Below are 15,730 nucleotides of genomic sequence, written 5' to 3'. Positions count from 1 at the left end.
TTATGCTACAGATTCAAGTTTTTCTTCTGCATACTGAACTCGTACTTCACCACTCATCAGTTTGGGAAGCAGGGTGTCGCGGAGAGTTTCTAGTGTTTTAATTTGCTGAGTGTTCGTCTCTTTCTTACTAAATATCGGAGATATTTCTTCATTAAATTTCTCAATTGAATTTAAAGAAGGAAACTTCAAGTTTACAGACTCGAAAGTTCTTGTCGTAATAGTGTCAAATACGCTGCCATAAGCTGCTGTCAGCAAATCATCGACAATAAATCCAACCAGAAGATATATGAAGAAAGGATAGTTTCCAATTTTTGAAACAATGCCATAATTGGATTGACTAAAAGCCATATCTCTTGCTAAAAGAGCATACTTTCCCACTGTACCACGAGCACTTATAACGGTTGAGTTTTTAGGCAGCAATTTAGCTGAACTGTTTTGAAGTCCCGCTAAGCTTATAGACTTTTCTGTGCTATACAGATAGCCTTGATGAGCTGCTGAAATATCTCCTCCGGAAATCCAAGGTATCTCATCAGTCCAATATTCAGCAACTGAAGTTTTTGGCGTTCCACCTCCAACTAATGTGAATATATCTAGGACATTTTTTTCTTGCCATTCATCATTGCTATCCACATCAAACCATTGCCTAAACAAGGTTTCAGCCATAGATTCCAGAGTTTTATTCTGACGATGAAGCAGGTCTATTTTTTCATCAATAGAATACAATACAGAACTTATAGCAACTTGCTCATTATAAGGTGGCAGAGATATTGGGATTTTTTTAAGGACAGATGATTTAATCCCGAATACAGTTGTGCCCGAAGCTCGTGATTCAAGTTCATATTGGCCTTGCTCTGATTGCAACCAATATTTAAGAAACTTATTATCAAGGATGTTTTTATACCCTCTAAGGGTAATAATTCGTTGAGCAAGCGCGATATTTTTATTCTTGATTAATGCAACTTCACCCAGTGGAGCCTCGGTGGTTAAAACAACATCGTTGACTTCTGGATAGCCGCGGGTCATCCAAAGTGGATAATCCTCAACCGAAATAAATTCGGTAGCAGTGTTTAAACGCCCATCTTTTATAATTTTAGCCGTGATGAGTGGTATACCTGAATCTTTTTTATCAGGAGTTTTTCCTCTATAATCAATGAAGTATTCAACAACTTCATCTAAGTTTTTAACAACCCACTCACTCATAAAACCACCTTCGCCAGATTATCAGCGATAGCTTTATTAAGACGTGCTTCTTCTTCCAGTTGGGCTTCAAACTCCGCTTTAAGGGTCGTAAAACGTTCTTTGAAGTCGAAATCGTCTTCTTCATCAGCAAGGCCGACATAACGACCCGGAGTCAGCACATAATCGAGTTTAGCAACTTCATCAATGTCTACTGACGCACAGAAACCAGCCACATCTTCGTAGTCGCCACCTTTGTTACGCCAGTTATGGTAGGTATCGGCTATGGTTTTAATATCGTAGTCATACAGGACTTTGGTTCGACGATTAATTAAATGGCCTAAGTTACGGGCATCAATAAACAGAATTTCTTTACTGCGATCACGATAGTGGCTGCTGTTTACACGATCTCGACGCATAAACCATAGAGCGGCGGGGATCTGGGTGTTCAAGAACAGTTTTGCAGGTAAGTTAACGATACAGTCAATAACATTGGCATCTTTTACCAGTGCGGCACGGATATCACCTTCACCAGAACTTTTAGATGTTAAAGCCCCTTTTGCCAGTACAACACCAGCCTGACCTTTTGGCGACAGGTGATACAGAAAATGCTGCATCCAGGCAAAGTTAGCATTCCCGGTAGGTGGGATACCGTATTGCCAACGGGCATCGCCACGAAGCTGCTCACCGGACCAGTCAGACACGTTAAACGGTGGATTGGCAATGATAAAATCAGATTTTAGATCTTTGTGGGCATCGTTAAGGAATGAGCCTTCACTGTTCCAGCGGACGTGTTCTGAATTGATACCCCGGATAGCCAGGTTCATTTTTGCCAGACGCCAAGTGGTCTGGTTGGATTCCTGACCGTAAATCGAAATATCGTCAATATTTCCCTGATGCGCTTCAACAAATTTTTCTGACTGAACGAACATACCACCGGAACCGCAGCAAGGGTCAAAGACACGGCCTTTATAAGGTTCAAGCATGTTAACAAGCAGGCTTACAATGGATTTTGGTGTATAGAACTGACCACCTTGTTTACCTTCTGCCAGTGCAAATTCACCAAGGAAGTATTCGAATACGTGGCCTAATACATCAGCAGAACGCGCTTTGGCATCTCCCAGTGCAATGTTGCCAATCAGATCTATCAGTTCACCCAGCACAGTTGCGTCGAGGTTCTGGCGAGCGTAGACTTTCGGCAGCACACCTTTTAGCTGTGGGTTACCCGCTTCGATAAGCTCCATAGCATCATCAACCAGCTTACCGATTTCGGGTAGCTTTGCCTTAGATATTAGATAGTTCCAGCGTGCAAGCTCAGGGACAAAGAAAATGTTGTAAGCGGTGTACTCGTCTTTATCTTCCGGGTCAGCGCCTGCGAACTCGCCTTCACCAGCCTTCAGCAACTCATAATGAGATTCAAAAGAATCAGAAATATACTTAAGGAAAATCAGGCCCAGCACGACATGCTTGTACTCGGCTGCATCAATGTTCTTACGTAGCTTGTCAGCCGCTTTCCACAGGATGACCTCTAACGGGTCTGTTTTGATTTCTTTAGGTTTTCTGGCCATTAGCGTAACCTTATGAAGGGGGAAGATGGCCCTATTTTGCCTTAAAGTTCCGCTTGTTACGAGCTTATACAGCGATTAATTATTATCTGGTTTTAGTGTGTTTGTTTAGCTCAGCAAGTGCAATGACTCATGGAGTAAGTGCATTGTAGCGGGATTGTAGCAGGTCATTGCCGTCAATGGAGCCACTGTCATTGGCATAATTGCTGCATAGCCGACGCCACGCGCACATTCGCCAGTTCACTGGGGTTCATCGTGTGTACTACACCAGTACGCATCCGTAAAGTAACGGCATGGAAGAATCGTTTGTAAAGACGTTCAAGCGGGATTACGTGTAAGTAAATGATCTGCCGGATGCAGTCTCAGTGATGGACAAAATGGCAGAATGGATAGAGGATTATAATAATCTGCATCCACACAAGGGGTTGAACATGAAATCGCCACGCGAATATCTTGATGCCATATTAGCAGTTAATTAGCCGTGTCCGTTTTAGCTGGGGCAACTCCATTATTCAAAAAATCTTTCTTAGTGCATATGCATGGGGTGAATAGATGTACAGACTATGACAAACCATATCTATAATTTTTAATGTTTAAAATTCTCCGTTACATTAAGACATTCCTTGTACATTAAATTCCATCTAAGGTTAAATTTTTAATTTAATAAGGTCGCAATCTAAAATGATGTGTGTGGGGTCATTTGTAAGATGATTTTTCTATTTTTGATAGTGGTAGTTAAGGTGGGTGTTTATCTATTCAAAAATATAGATGTTCAAGGTGGTGATGCTGCCAACTTACTGATTTAGTGTATGATGGTGTTTTTGAGGTGCTCCAGTGGCTTCTGTTTCTATCAGCTGTCCCTCCTGTTCAGCTACTGACGGGGTGGTGCGTAACGGCAAAAGCACCGCCGGACATCAGCGCTATCTCTGCTCTCACTGCCGTAAAACATGGCAACTGCAGTTCACTTACACCGCTTCTCAACCCGGTACGCACCAGAAAATCATTGATATGGCCATGAATGGCGTTGGATGCCGGGCAACAGCCCGCATTATGGGCGTTGGCCTCAACACGATTTTACGTCACTTAAAAAACTCAGGCCGCAGTCGGTAACCTCGCGCATACAGCCGGGCAGTGACGTCATCGTCTGCGCGGAAATGGACGAACAGTGGGGATACGTCGGGGCTAAATCGCGCCAGCGCTGGCTGTTTTACGCGTATGACAGTCTCCGGAAGACGGTTGTTGCGCACGTATTCGGTGAACGCACTATGGCGACGCTGGGGCGTCTTATGAGCCTGCTGTCACCCTTTGACGTGGTGATATGGATGACGGATGGCTGGCCGCTGTATGAATCCCGCCTGAAGGGAAAGCTGCACGTAATCAGCAAGCGATATACGCAGCGAATTGAGCGGCATAACCTGAATCTGAGGCAGAACCTGGCACGGCTGGGACGGAAGTCGCTGTCGTTCTCAAAATCGGTGGAACTGCATGACAAAGTCATCGGGCATTATCTGAACATAAAACACTATCAATAAGTTGGAGTCATTACCCCTTTTTTTGACTTCTTTCATGTGATGGCCTCTGACAGAAATAACGTCATAGTCTCTGTTATGTGCAACGAGGTGCTTTGTCCATGGTTGATAGCATCAAAATAGTTTAATCAGGCAATAATATACTTGCTTACGAACTATGTAATTTATTGATTCATTAAGAAACTTAAAAAGTTAAAAGATTTCCGGGAGTCAACATTGAGGATTAAGCACGTTTTCCTTAATGCTACTTTTAGCATCTTATCTAAAATTAACCGCTGGTGCGAAGTAATACGGAGATATTATCATGGCAAAAATAGGTGATGGCATTCCGCATCTTATAGATCGAGCTATAGATTTTATGGCATCAACCCAGGCGTTCCGAGAGTATTTGAAAAAACTCCCCCCCCGTAACACAATTCCGTCCGATATTCCTGAGGAAAAAGTGCCGTTATATCTACAACGTCTGGAATATTATCGCCAGCTTTACAGGCCAAAGTAGATAAAATGTGCCCTCAGAGGAAATTGTTTACTTTTGAAAGGTATTTTTAAGCTGATTATTTGAAATCAGAACTGTCAGAGAGAGGACCATTGTTGATCACACAGCCTGTTGATAGAGTAAAAGACCACCTCCTGAGGAGGTGGCTTTTCAGAATGCCCCCTATAAGGGGGGCAAATGTCATATTCCGTTTTCTACTCTAGCAACTCCATCTGCTGTTCATGTGTTTGTTCCATCTTTTCCTGATGCCTCACATATCGTCTGATAATTTCTTCGTTCACGCCTAGGTGATGCTGCCAACTTACTGATTTAGTGTATGATGGTGTTTTTGAGGTGCTCCAGTGGCTTCTGTTTCTATCAGCTGTCCCTCCTGTTCAGCTACTGACGGGGTGGTGCGTAACGGCAAAAGCACCGCCGGACATCAGCGCTATCTCTGCTCTCACTGCCGTAAAACATGGCAACTGCAGTTCACTTACACCGCTTCTCAACCCGGTACGCACCAGAAAATCATTGATATGGCCATGAATGGCGTTGGATGCCGGGCAACAGCCCGCATTATGGGCGTTGGCCTCAACACGATTTTACGTCACTTAAAAAACTCAGGCCGCAGTCGGTAACCTCGCGCATACAGCCGGGCAGTGACGTCATCGTCTGCGCGGAAATGGACGAACAGTGGGGATACGTCGGGGCTAAATCGCGCCAGCGCTGGCTGTTTTACGCGTATGACAGTCTCCGGAAGACGGTTGTTGCGCACGTATTCGGTGAACGCACTATGGCGACGCTGGGGCGTCTTATGAGCCTGCTGTCACCCTTTGACGTGGTGATATGGATGACGGATGGCTGGCCGCTGTATGAATCCCGCCTGAAGGGAAAGCTGCACGTAATCAGCAAACGATATACGCAGCGAATTGAGCGGCATAACCTGAATCTGAGGCAGCACCTGGCACGGCTGGGACGGAAGTCGCTGTCGTTCTCAAAATCGGTGGAGCTGCATGACAAAGTCATCGGGCATTATCTGACCATAAAACACTATCAATAAGTTGGAGTCATTACCGTTCAAGGTTGGTAGCGGTTTGGTTTCTTTTCTAACCGAAGGGCAGAAAAGCAAGGGGAGCTCGAAGAAGCAAGCGCAGCGGCTTCGCAGAGTTAGCCCTTGCTTCTCTTATAATTTGCATTATTCATTCAAGAACAATAGGATCTTCGCTTGTACAAGCGAAGCTATAATAAAAACAATCAATTTAATTATTTTAAAGAACCTATTGACATTCATAAAATACAAGTTATTTATAATGTATGCCATAAATAAAAAGTTTTATGTCATATGTATCCTGCACTATGTGCAGTTAATGTACCACTTGTCCCATATATTGGGATATTGGAAAGGTTACTTTGTTTTGAAGTAGCCTTTCGTCCTTCAATATTAACGATTTCTTATTGCTATTACCAAGTCCAGTCGAATCGAAGAACATCTTTTATCTGAAACGACTCCTAATACCTGGTTAAAGCCACAATGTCTCTCGCATACGTAGACCAAAGAAAAATTATGATATTAACTATGTGAATTTTTTAGTGTTAAGTTGAATAATTAAATACTGGAGAGTTTTCTGTGCACTACCAATTGCTGGTTCATATGTTCTGCCGCTGATGTTTCTGACTAATCTCCCGGTGACACAGAACTGTCCCTCTCTACCAGCCTTTATTCGACTCAATGTCCGGCGCAGTTATCCCTTCGTATAAATGACTGACACTTAAACGTAATGCTTTGGTTGCTGGCGTATCTGACAGCTTCTCCGGCGTGAAGGTCGTTGTGTAAGTATATTTCTTGGTTTATTTAGGCTATATAAAACCATGACTATGATTTGCTGTTTTCAGTAAGAGTCTTATCATCCAAAGAATTTATTCTAGAAATTCTTTTTAACTCATTAAGATAATCAACCTCGTTTTCTAAGAACCAATGAAGAACTTTAGAGTTGCCAAGTAATTTATTAATATATGACTGGATTATAACGAATTTCAACATATCTGAACCATACTCGGTTTGAAGCTTTTTCGTTTCTTCCGAAGTTGTTGCCATTTCTTGTTCCAGACGAAGTATGGTTTTTTTTATATCCTTTTTATAGGGAGTGTTTTTCCCTTTATTTACTATCATCGATGCCGGTGTTGCATCCAAGATGCTCATTGCAAATTTTTTACTATAATTATCAAAATTAATCATTGTACCGACTGCTTCAATTTGGCGAATTGGCTTCATTTTCCTCAAAACGTCAAATGTAGCCTTAGGTATAGGTTTATCAGAAAGTTTCGCAATTACACTTGGATCTATGCCGTTCATCACATTAGCTTTATCTTTTATGGCATCAACAGATATGCCCAAAGCAGCACTAAGTTTTTCAATTGATACTTTTGCCAGAGACTTAATTATCATTCTATGTTCTTCAACTACATTTATATGATTCACTTGTTTGTTAGGAGTGAAAGCATCATCTATGCTCGAAAGTATACATGGAGCTTTTTCTATACCTAAGTCTTTTAAAGCCTCAACCCTTAAATGGCCATCAAGTATCTTAGTGACATCTTTATCTTTGTCATAGAACACTATTATTGGTTCAATAATACCTAAGCTTTCGATGGAGGTAACTATTTGATGGTATTTATGGCTTCGCTTTACGTTTTCTAATAATTCCTTAGATGGAATTAACTTATTAGTTTCCAGGTAAATAAAATTATCGCCAAAACGTATCTGAATCATTTTGATACCTCTTTGTTTACTGGGTTTAATATCTGAGATGGTAGTTCTGAAAGATTCTCTTGTTCAAGTATATGTTGAAAGCTTTTATTCATCATTATGATGTTAAAAATCTCATTTACTATTAGTAGATTGGTTTTTATGAATTTTGAGTTGTTATAAACAGATTTATGTTCAGCGATACTATTTTCATAAAGCTCAATCAACTCCTCTGCAGTCATCCTTTTTGATGGTTTGTGATAATAAAATCCGGCTGCTTTTGCACCTTTATTCCCAACTGTTCTTTGATTTAGAATGTGTTTTATCTTTATAATGTCCCGACTTTTTATTAATTTTTTATCATATGCTTCGGTAAGAATATCTTGTGCTTCCTCAGTTTCACATCTTGCAAATTGCACTGCAAGATACAGAGGCAAATTACCCCGTTCGACTGCTGAGAGAAGTTTATGCTCTCCCTTATCAAGTAGCATATTAATACTGCTTACCCAGTTCGATGAATATCCAGTAATCTCACTTATTTCGGAGTCTGAAAGCCCTCTGATTTTCATGTCTTTAATCACCTGTAATAACTCATTAGAACGTGGTCTTCTCCTTGCAATGTTTTCAACTAAACTCATAACGTAAGCATCTTCTTCTGATACATCTCTTACAATTGCTGGAATAATAGTTTCACCTAATGCAACGAGAGCCTCTATTCTCCCTTGACCACAAATTAAAGCATATTTGAAATCGTCTTCATCAATAGCTCTTACGCTTATAGGCTTGCTTAACCCTCTTTTTTTTATGCTTTCCTTTATTTCTTCATGCACTACCTTATTTCTTGTCCGTGGGTTAAGAAATTTTATTTTTGCAATCTCAATTTGAATTATTGGGAATTCATTTTTTTCAGGCAGCATATAGTTCCCTCACTTTCATGCGAGTAATAATTTGTAGAAGTTTATCAAGATTATCAAATCTATAGAGATCTAATCGAATGTTGTTTGTTTCCGTCATGCACATTTTACTATATTCGTTTTCAATCTTTGGTATGATATAAAAATCAAGAGGTGAAATATTTTGTGAATTCATTCGTATAACAATTGTTATGTCTGCTTTCTGTGAGTTATCAAACCGGACTTTCCATCTAAGTTTACCTGATTTCATATGTATGCATTTAGTAACAAGGACGGAAATTAAAAACTCATCATTGATGTAAAGCATTGGGGCATATTTATACTCGTCTATATGACAGTTACTTTTTAAAATTTCACCCTTAAAATCCTCAATTATCTCTGAGTAAAATGATCTTAGTGCTTCATTTATTTTGAGATAGCTGTAATCATGATCTGGCTTATAACCAATCAAAGTATATGCTCTTAAAAGACCACCAAATCGGGTTCTATAAACAGAAGATGAAGGGCCTGTATCATCTTCATCAATGATAAAGCCTGATAGTTTTCCATTAGATTCTAATTTTTGTTTTAGTTTTTCTAATAGATCTTCATTAGTCAAATGAATGGATCGGAGCTGAATTATTTCTTGAGCTTTATTATATTTTTTCTTTGAAATAATAGGTTTATATGCCTTGTCACATCTAACCCATTCATGTTTGGGGTTTTTTACAAGCCTACTTTTTAGTTTAGATGAGGTTTTGTTATATATATTGTTTCCAATATATTTTTCATTTGTCAAAATTTGATGTATTTTTGCACGAGTCCATAATGTTCCATTTTCTGCAGGTATGTTCTGTTCATTTAATCTCTCAGCAATAATAAATTCTGGCACATTATTATCTATAAAGAGATCATAGATTCTATTTACAATTTTTATTTCATTTTTTGGTCCCGGAATTAATATTACCCTATCTGTTTGAATACTCTTTCTTTTGCGGAAACTCAATATTTCTTTAGCTATGCCATTTTCGTCTACTAAAAGACGTCTCAGCCCATAACCAGCCATACCGCCTTGATGATAACCAAGCTTTATTAAATTTACTTGCCCTATAAATACCTTTTCAGATAAATTCCTGCTGTGATATGCAGCACTAGATCTTTTTATATTCAGTATAACAGAGGACTCTAAAGGGAAATCTTTAGTGGGTATAGGTTCGGAACAATATATAAGATCTACACCATTTCTCTCAAATAGAAAGGAATAATATGCAGCTTCATCACTATTTTGAAAACGACCAAAACGGCTCACATCATAAAATAATACAGCCTGAATATCTATTTTCTTTTGTTCTACATCGCTAAGTAACTGCTGCAAAGAATGCCTGCCTACGATACTGACTCCGCTCTTACCTGCATCATCGTAGGTATAAGCGATTTCCATATTGTTCTTTTCAGCATAATCTTTGATATATTCGGACTGATTATGTAAAGAATATTGCTGATGGTCGGTAGACATCCTCAAGTACTGTGCGACCCTAACTCTATGATTTTTATCATTTTCTCTAGCCATGCACGAAACCTCATGGATGATTCAATACAATGTAGAGGATAAAATTGATCAAATTTTAACCGAATTCAACTGTTTTATCATTGATTAGAGCGAATTTGGTAGATCTTCGAGGTGTATGATAATCGAGAAGAGATGTGAATTATTTAGTTGATATGACCGACAGCTTTTGTTATTTGGCCTCAAGGTAACCATTTGTAAATGGCTATGCTTAGTCCACATAGGTTAATGGTGTGATCATTAATTCTTCAAATAAATCAAGATAGTTAACCCATCATCGAAGAGTTATGCGGCAATAACTTTGTATTTTTGAGACGAAACATAGTCACTCCACCATTGCATGAGAACCACACGTTCTGTGAGATACTCTGCACGATTGTAGGCTGCAATTATTTCATCTTTTTTCGAGTGGGCAAGGGCGGCTTCTAAGACATCAGTTCTAAACTTGCCACACTCCTCAGCAGCCGTTCTGGCGATTGATCGCATACCATGAGCTACAAGCTCACCTCCGAAGCCCATACGGATTATAGCCGCATTAGCTGTTTGTTCATGCATGTGATTGAGTGGAGCTTTGATACTGGGAAAAACCCACTCTCTATGCCCGCTGATGGCTTTCATTGAATCCAAGACTCGCAAAGCTTCTTTGCTCAGTGGAACTTTGTGAGGTTTCTTCATTTTCATAAACTCCGCCGGGATGTTCCACATGCCGGTTTCTATATCAATATCTGACCATCTTGTGCGAACAGCTTCACCAGGGCGAACCCATGTGAGAAGTTGCCACTCAATCAGTAGCCTTGTTTCTAAACGGACAGAAGCATTGTTTAGAGCAACCAGGAAGCGGGGGAGTTCGGAAGGGGATAATGCTGGCATATTCTGTTTTTTTGGCTTGCTGAACCGTTGCCCCAGGTTGTCAGCCGGATTGAATTCTATGAGTTCTTCTGTTGCTGCATAGCGGAAAATTTCATTCAGGCGGGATATGATGCGGCGAAGTGTTTCAAGGACACCTCGTTTTTCTATAGGTTCTAAATGCTGTTTAAGCATTTTAGGGCGAATCTCCTTAATGGGGGTATCACCCAACGTTGGAAAGATATTTCTCTCTAGGCTTCGCCAGATGTCGTTAGCATGATCCTGGGAGATGCCTGACGTTTTGACTTTCTCATCAAGCCACTTCTTGGCTACTGCTTGAAATGTATGTTCCGTGGCATCCTTAAGGGCATTGGCTTTGTGGGTGTTATGAACTTGTGGGTCTATACCATTTGCAAGCAACGACAAATACTCATCACGTAAAGCTCGTGCCTTCGCAAGTGTAAGGTGAGGATAGGTTCCTAAGCTCACCTTAGTTCGCTTTTTGGTCACAGGCACTGCATATCTGAAATACCAATTTTTCTTTCCTCCCTTCGCCAAGGGGGCGATTCGCAGGAGCAAACCATCGCCGTCAAAAAGGTTAACCTCTTTCTCGGCAGGTTTGGTGCTTTTGATTTCAGTGTCAGTGAGCTTCTTAGCGATTTTTGCCATGTTTGGGACCCTCATGTTTTGGACCCTTTGTGTTGGGTCCCAAAAAGGGTGCCATAACGAGTAGATTCTAGCAATTCTTGGTAGACTACTATAGACGTAAAAAAGCCCGCAAGGCTGGTTCCATGCGGGCTTGATAGACTTCACTGAACTTCAATATATCAAAAATTGGTGGAGCTGGCGGGAGTTGAACCCGCGTCCGAAATTTCTACATCCTCGGTACTACATGCTTAGTTTGTCTTTACATTCGCACGCCAGCTGCGGACAGACACGCCACTAACGAACTAGCCTGATTAGTTTTAACGCTTCAACCCCAGGCAGGGCTTCCACGCGATCTCTTTTGGGTTTGACCTCTCTTTGATCCCCGTCTTAAGAGCGGAAGCTAGGGAGAGAGGGCTCAGAGCAGGTTATTAAGCTGCTAAAGCGTAGTTTTCGTCGTTTGCGACTATTTTTTTGCGGCTTTTAACGAGGCAAACCGCCCCTCGGCATGCACCTTGGGTTTCGCAAATCCCGTCGAATCCAGAATCAGCCCCAATAGTGTTGAACTGAGTATACCAGATTTTACTTCCTGGATACCAGCCCGGAACGCTAACTTATTGAATAGTACAATAAGTGTGCAGAATCAACGTCCTGCGTTTTTCATGATGCGCGCTTTATCAAGCTGCCACTCGCGCTCTTTCAGGTCAGTACGTTTGTCGTGCTGCTTTTTACCCTTCGCGACGCCAACCTTCACCTTGCACCAGGCGTTTTTCCAGTACAGCGACAGGGCGACCACGGTGAAACCTTCGCGGTTGATGCGTCCGTAGAGAGATTCTAGCTCACGCTTGTTTAGCAGCAGCTTACGGGTGCGCGTTGGGTCACACACGTAATGTGACGAGGCGACGGTCAGCGGCGTAAAGTTCGCACCGAACAGGAAAGCTTCGCCATCTTTCAGGATCACGTAGCTGTCGCCGATATTGGCTTTCCCGGCGCGCAGCGATTTTACTTCCCAGCCCTGCAACGCAAGGCCAGCTTCGAATTCTTCTTCAATGAAATACTCGTGGCGCGCACGCTTGTTGAGCGCAATGGTCGCCGAGCCTGGTTTATGTGCTTTTTTCTTCGTCATAAGTGTCGTAAAGCCGTCGGTAATCTGATTTCAAAAAGTCACCTCATTGCGTCCTGTGAGGTCTAACGCGCTATCTTAGCACGAGATGAGGCTTAGCGTTTTTTTAACAGGTGATAAATGTTATTATTTGTCCGTTGTGTGACCATGGAAAATGCTATGCCTCAGATTAGCCGTACTGCGCTTGTGCCTTACAGCGCGGAACAGATGTATCAGTTAGTGAACGATGTTCAGTCTTATCCAGAATTTATTCCGGGGTGTACCGGAAGCCGCGTTCTGGAGTCTGGCCCGACGCAGATGACCGCGGCGGTGGATGTCTCCAAAGCGGGGATCAGCAAGACGTTCACCACCCGCAATACGCTGACCAGCAATCAGAGTATTTTGATGCATCTGGTCGATGGTCCGTTTAAAACGCTGATGGGGGGCTGGAAGTTTACCCCACTGAGCGCGGACGCCTGCCGTATTGAGTTCCATCTGGACTTTGAGTTTACCAATAAGCTGATTGAGCTGGCGTTTGGCCGCATCTTTAAAGAGCTGGCCTCGAATATGGTTCAGGCGTTCACGACCCGCGCCAAAGAGGTTTACAGTGTCGCATAAGATCGCTGTGGAAGTGGTGTACGCGCTGCCAGAGAAACAGTATTTGCAGCGCGTGACGCTGGATGAGGGCGCGACCGTAGAAGCGGCTATCCGCGCGTCCGGCATCCTCGAGCTTCGCAGTGATATCGACCTGGCGAAAAATAAGGTCGGTATTTACAGCCGCCCGGTGAAGCTGGGTGACGTGCTGAAAGAGGGCGATCGGGTGGAGATTTATCGTCCGCTGATTGCCGACCCGAAAGAGCTGCGTCGCCAGCGTGCCGAGAAGGCGAGTAAGTAGTGCTTTCTCCCCCGGTGGCGCTGCGCTTACCGGGGCTACGACTCTGCGTAAGAATTCAGATACAAAAAAGGTGCTCATTGAGCACCTTTTTGCATTTCTGACGCCTGATTATTTGGTCAGGGCAGGTTTGTTGTCGATGTTGGTCAACACACCGGCGCTGCTGAAAGTCAGCGTCAGGGTCTGCTGGGTCACATCTTCGTGGCCTGGCTGCTGACGGAATACATAGAACCAGGTGTTAGTGCCGAACGGATCGGACATCATCGGGGTTCCCAGTGCATAAGCGACCTGCTGTTGTGTCATCCCCACACGGATTTTGGACACATCGTTAGGGGTAAGGTAGTTCCCCTGGTTGATGTCAGGACGGTAAACCACTTTCTCCAGAGTGGAACAGCCTGCGGTCAACATCAGAAGAACCGCTGCGGCAGCGGTCAGCATTTTACAACGCATAGTGATTTGATTCCTTTTCGGGCCCGAGCAGAACGCGGCTCATATGTAATATGCCGATGATAATAGACCTTGCCCCACTTTGAAACCGGTCTGGCGGCGTTTTTGTTGTTCTCTATGACCCTGAGATCCCGAAAAAGTTTATGCCGCCAGCAGTTCTTTCGCGTTCGCGAGCGTATTACGCGTGACTTCACTGCCGCCGAGCAGGCGTGCCAGCTCCTGCAGACGTGCACGTTTATCGAGCGGCATCATGTGCGTTTCCGTCATTTCGCCATCGGTTTCTTTACTGACAATAAAGTGATGATGACCACAGCCCGCAACCTGCGGCAGGTGAGTGACGCACATCACCTGCGTTGATTCGCCTAACTGACGCAGCAGTTTGCCGACAACCGCCGCCGTTGGACCGCTGATCCCGACATCCACCTCATCGAAAATCAGCGCCGGGGTTTCCATTTTACGCGCGGTAATAACCTGAATCGCCAGCGCAATACGCGACAGCTCGCCGCCGGAGGCGACTTTGGAGATTGCCTGTAGCGGTTGGCCCGGGTTGGTGGTGACACGGAACTCAATGCGATCCGCACCGTCCGCCGTCAGGTGATGCTCTTCAAAGCGAACATCAATGGTGAATACGCCGTGCGGCATTGCCAGGGTATGCATGCTGTCGGTGATGTGCTGGCTGAGTTCCTGAGCGTAATGCTGACGTATTTCATGCAGCTTTTGCGCTGTGGCCAGCGCCTGTTCATGATGCAGGTTCACCGCCAGAGAAAGGGTTTCCTGCGAGTCAGCCTGATCGTCAAGCTGCTGCTGCTCTTCCAGCAGAGCCTGATAGTAGCCCGGGAGCTCTTCCGGCGTAACATGGTGCTTACGCGCCAGGGCGATCTGACGGGAGATGCGCTGTTCCAGCTCAAACAGACGGTTCGGGTCGAGATCCAGACGCTCACAGTAGTGGCGCAGTTCGTCACTGGCTTCTGAGATTTGAATCGCGGCCTCTTCCAGCATATCCAGTACGCCAGAGAGTTTGCTGTCCATACCTGCCAGCTCGGTGATCAGCTGACGAACGCTATAGAGCTGGCTCTGCAGGTTCGCGTCTTCGCCATCAGCGAGCATATTGAGCGCATTCTGGCTGGTTGAGAGCAGGTGGCCACTGTTGGCGAGGCGCTTGTACTCCTCGTCGATTTGCTCAAACTCACCCGCCTGCGGATTGAATTCGTTCAGCTCCTTAAGCTGGTACGCCAGCAGCTCCGCACGCGCGGCGCGCTCCTGGCTTTGCTGCTGATGCTGAGCCAGCTCCCGGCAGCTCTGATGCCACAGACGGTAGTGTTCTGCCATGAGCTGAGTAAGCGCGTACTCACCCGCATAGCCATCAAGCAATGCTTTCTGCTGTTCTGGTTTGACTAACTGCTGATGCGCGTGCTGACCGTGGATCTGAATAAGCAGCTGGCCGAGTTCGCGAAGCTGAGAGAGGGGGACCGCCGTGCCGTTGATAAAACCACGGGAACGGCCGTCGCTGCTGATCACGCGGCGAAGTAAACACTCACGCCCATCTTCAAGCTGGTTCTGTTCGAGCCAGCGCTGGGCGGCAGGCGTGTCTTTCAGGGAGAAGCGGGCGCACAGGTCGGCGCGGTTTGCGCCCCTGCGCACCATGTCTCCCTCGGCGCGGCCGCCAAGGCACAAGCCGAGGGCATCAATGGCAATGGATTTACCCGCACCGGTTTCCCCGGTGATCGCCGTCATGCCGCTGTGGAAATCGATCTCAAGCTCACGAACTATGGCAAAGTTGCTGATGGTCAGTTGTGCCAGCATAATTGTTTTCCTGTATGAAAAACCATGACTGTGTTTTCATACAG

Annotated in this window: 14 protein-coding genes, 1 other RNA gene and 2 pseudogenes; 6 read left to right on the top strand and 11 right to left on the bottom strand. The window is 44.1% G+C overall.

The genetic code is table 11. The features are described from left to right. Both AAER43_RS17515 and AAER43_RS17510 read right to left on the bottom strand, forming a co-directional pair. Positions 1 to 1,200, bottom strand: a complete 1,200-nt coding sequence (locus tag AAER43_RS17515; RefSeq protein ID WP_016239398.1) for a restriction endonuclease subunit S — start codon at positions 1,198 to 1,200, stop codon at positions 1 to 3. Continuing rightward, positions 1,197 to 2,744 carry a class I SAM-dependent DNA methyltransferase gene (locus AAER43_RS17510; protein WP_049121034.1) on the bottom strand — a complete coding sequence of 516 codons (1,548 nt, stop codon included), beginning with the start codon at positions 2,742 to 2,744 and terminating at the stop codon, positions 1,197 to 1,199. Before AAER43_RS17510 ends, AAER43_RS17515 begins: the two co-directional genes overlap by 4 nt. Before the next feature lie 228 nt (positions 2,745 to 2,972). Between AAER43_RS17510 and AAER43_RS17505 the strand changes: the two are divergent. From AAER43_RS17505 to AAER43_RS17495, 3 genes and pseudogenes are all read left to right on the top strand, one after another. Next, a pseudogene (locus AAER43_RS17505) lies at positions 2,973 to 3,220 on the top strand (integrase core domain-containing protein); the annotation flags it as partial. Between the two features lie 355 nt (positions 3,221 to 3,575). Beyond that, positions 3,576 to 4,273 (top strand): IS1-like element IS1A family transposase gene (locus AAER43_RS17500; RefSeq protein ID WP_223417112.1). Its coding sequence is split into 2 segments (ribosomal slippage): positions 3,576 to 3,825 and positions 3,825 to 4,273, totalling 699 coding nucleotides; the frame shifts between segments, so codons are not numbered across the junction. Positions 4,274 to 4,574: 301 nt separating this feature from the next. Next, the gene (locus AAER43_RS17495) at positions 4,575 to 4,769 is read left to right on the top strand and encodes a hypothetical protein (protein WP_023337659.1); all 195 of its coding nucleotides are present in this window, start codon (positions 4,575 to 4,577) and stop codon (positions 4,767 to 4,769) included. Between the two features lie 191 nt (positions 4,770 to 4,960). Here AAER43_RS17495 and AAER43_RS17490 read toward each other — a convergent pair. Continuing rightward, positions 4,961 to 5,053: pseudogene (locus AAER43_RS17490) on the bottom strand (IS200/IS605 family transposase); the annotation flags it as partial. A gap of 54 nt (positions 5,054 to 5,107) precedes the next feature. On the opposite strand from AAER43_RS17490, the gene AAER43_RS17485 reads away from it, so the two are divergent. Beyond that, positions 5,108 to 5,805 (top strand): IS1-like element IS1A family transposase gene (locus AAER43_RS17485; protein WP_227502563.1). Its coding sequence is split into 2 segments (ribosomal slippage): positions 5,108 to 5,357 and positions 5,357 to 5,805, totalling 699 coding nucleotides; the frame shifts between segments, so codons are not numbered across the junction. Between the two features lie 813 nt (positions 5,806 to 6,618). Here AAER43_RS17485 and AAER43_RS17480 read toward each other — a convergent pair. The 6 genes from AAER43_RS17480 to smpB all read right to left on the bottom strand — a co-directional run bounded on the left by AAER43_RS17480 (position 6,619) and on the right by smpB (position 12,568). After that, positions 6,619 to 7,515 (bottom strand): plasmid partitioning protein RepB C-terminal domain-containing protein, encoded by an 897-nt coding sequence (locus AAER43_RS17480; RefSeq protein WP_000614783.1) that lies wholly within the window; start codon positions 7,513 to 7,515, stop codon positions 6,619 to 6,621. After that, positions 7,512 to 8,408 carry a ParB/RepB/Spo0J family partition protein gene (locus tag AAER43_RS17475; RefSeq protein ID WP_023337657.1) on the bottom strand — a complete coding sequence of 299 codons (897 nt, stop codon included), beginning with the start codon at positions 8,406 to 8,408 and terminating at the stop codon, positions 7,512 to 7,514. Before AAER43_RS17475 ends, AAER43_RS17480 begins: the two co-directional genes overlap by 4 nt. Next, the gene (locus AAER43_RS17470) at positions 8,398 to 9,954 is read right to left on the bottom strand and encodes a recombinase family protein (protein WP_047743978.1); all 1,557 of its coding nucleotides are present in this window, start codon (positions 9,952 to 9,954) and stop codon (positions 8,398 to 8,400) included. The genes AAER43_RS17475 and AAER43_RS17470 overlap by 11 nt, the downstream gene beginning before the upstream one ends. Before the next feature lie 282 nt (positions 9,955 to 10,236). Next, positions 10,237 to 11,466, bottom strand: coding sequence for an integrase domain-containing protein (locus AAER43_RS17465; protein WP_023337654.1), 1,230 nt, complete (start codon positions 11,464 to 11,466; stop codon positions 10,237 to 10,239). A gap of 166 nt (positions 11,467 to 11,632) precedes the next feature. After that, positions 11,633 to 11,996: a transfer-messenger RNA gene (gene ssrA, locus AAER43_RS17460) on the bottom strand. A gap of 89 nt (positions 11,997 to 12,085) precedes the next feature. Beyond that, the gene (gene smpB, locus AAER43_RS17455; RefSeq protein WP_008502505.1) at positions 12,086 to 12,568 is read right to left on the bottom strand and encodes an SsrA-binding protein SmpB; all 483 of its coding nucleotides are present in this window, start codon (positions 12,566 to 12,568) and stop codon (positions 12,086 to 12,088) included. Between the two features lie 156 nt (positions 12,569 to 12,724). Here smpB and AAER43_RS17450 point away from each other — a divergent pair, with 156 nt between their 5' ends. Together AAER43_RS17450 and AAER43_RS17445 are read left to right on the top strand one after the other, a co-directional pair. After that, on the top strand, positions 12,725 to 13,162 hold the full coding sequence (locus AAER43_RS17450; protein ID WP_014832955.1) for a type II toxin-antitoxin system RatA family toxin: 438 nt from the start codon (positions 12,725 to 12,727) through the stop codon (positions 13,160 to 13,162). Next, on the top strand, positions 13,152 to 13,439 hold the full coding sequence (locus AAER43_RS17445; protein WP_014884884.1) for an RnfH family protein: 288 nt from the start codon (positions 13,152 to 13,154) through the stop codon (positions 13,437 to 13,439). The genes AAER43_RS17450 and AAER43_RS17445 overlap by 11 nt, the downstream gene beginning before the upstream one ends. Before the next feature lie 108 nt (positions 13,440 to 13,547). On the opposite strand, the gene bamE is transcribed toward AAER43_RS17445, so the two are convergent. Beyond that, a complete protein-coding gene (bamE, locus tag AAER43_RS17440; protein WP_014884883.1) occupies positions 13,548 to 13,886 on the bottom strand; it encodes an outer membrane protein assembly factor BamE in 339 nt (112 codons plus the stop codon). A 138-nt stretch (positions 13,887 to 14,024) separates the two neighbouring features. Then, on the bottom strand, positions 14,025 to 15,686 hold the full coding sequence (recN, locus tag AAER43_RS17435; protein ID WP_050863237.1) for a DNA repair protein RecN: 1,662 nt from the start codon (positions 15,684 to 15,686) through the stop codon (positions 14,025 to 14,027). Positions 15,687 to 15,730: the final 44 nt, after the last annotated feature.

This window comes from Enterobacter sp. FUJ80071, from assembly GCF_038739915.1.
In the GTDB taxonomy this organism is placed as follows: Bacteria; Pseudomonadota; Gammaproteobacteria; order Enterobacterales; family Enterobacteriaceae; genus Enterobacter; species Enterobacter kobei.
The sequence above is the reverse complement of the archived record's forward strand: the minus strand, read 5'-3'. Positions and strand labels throughout refer to the sequence as shown.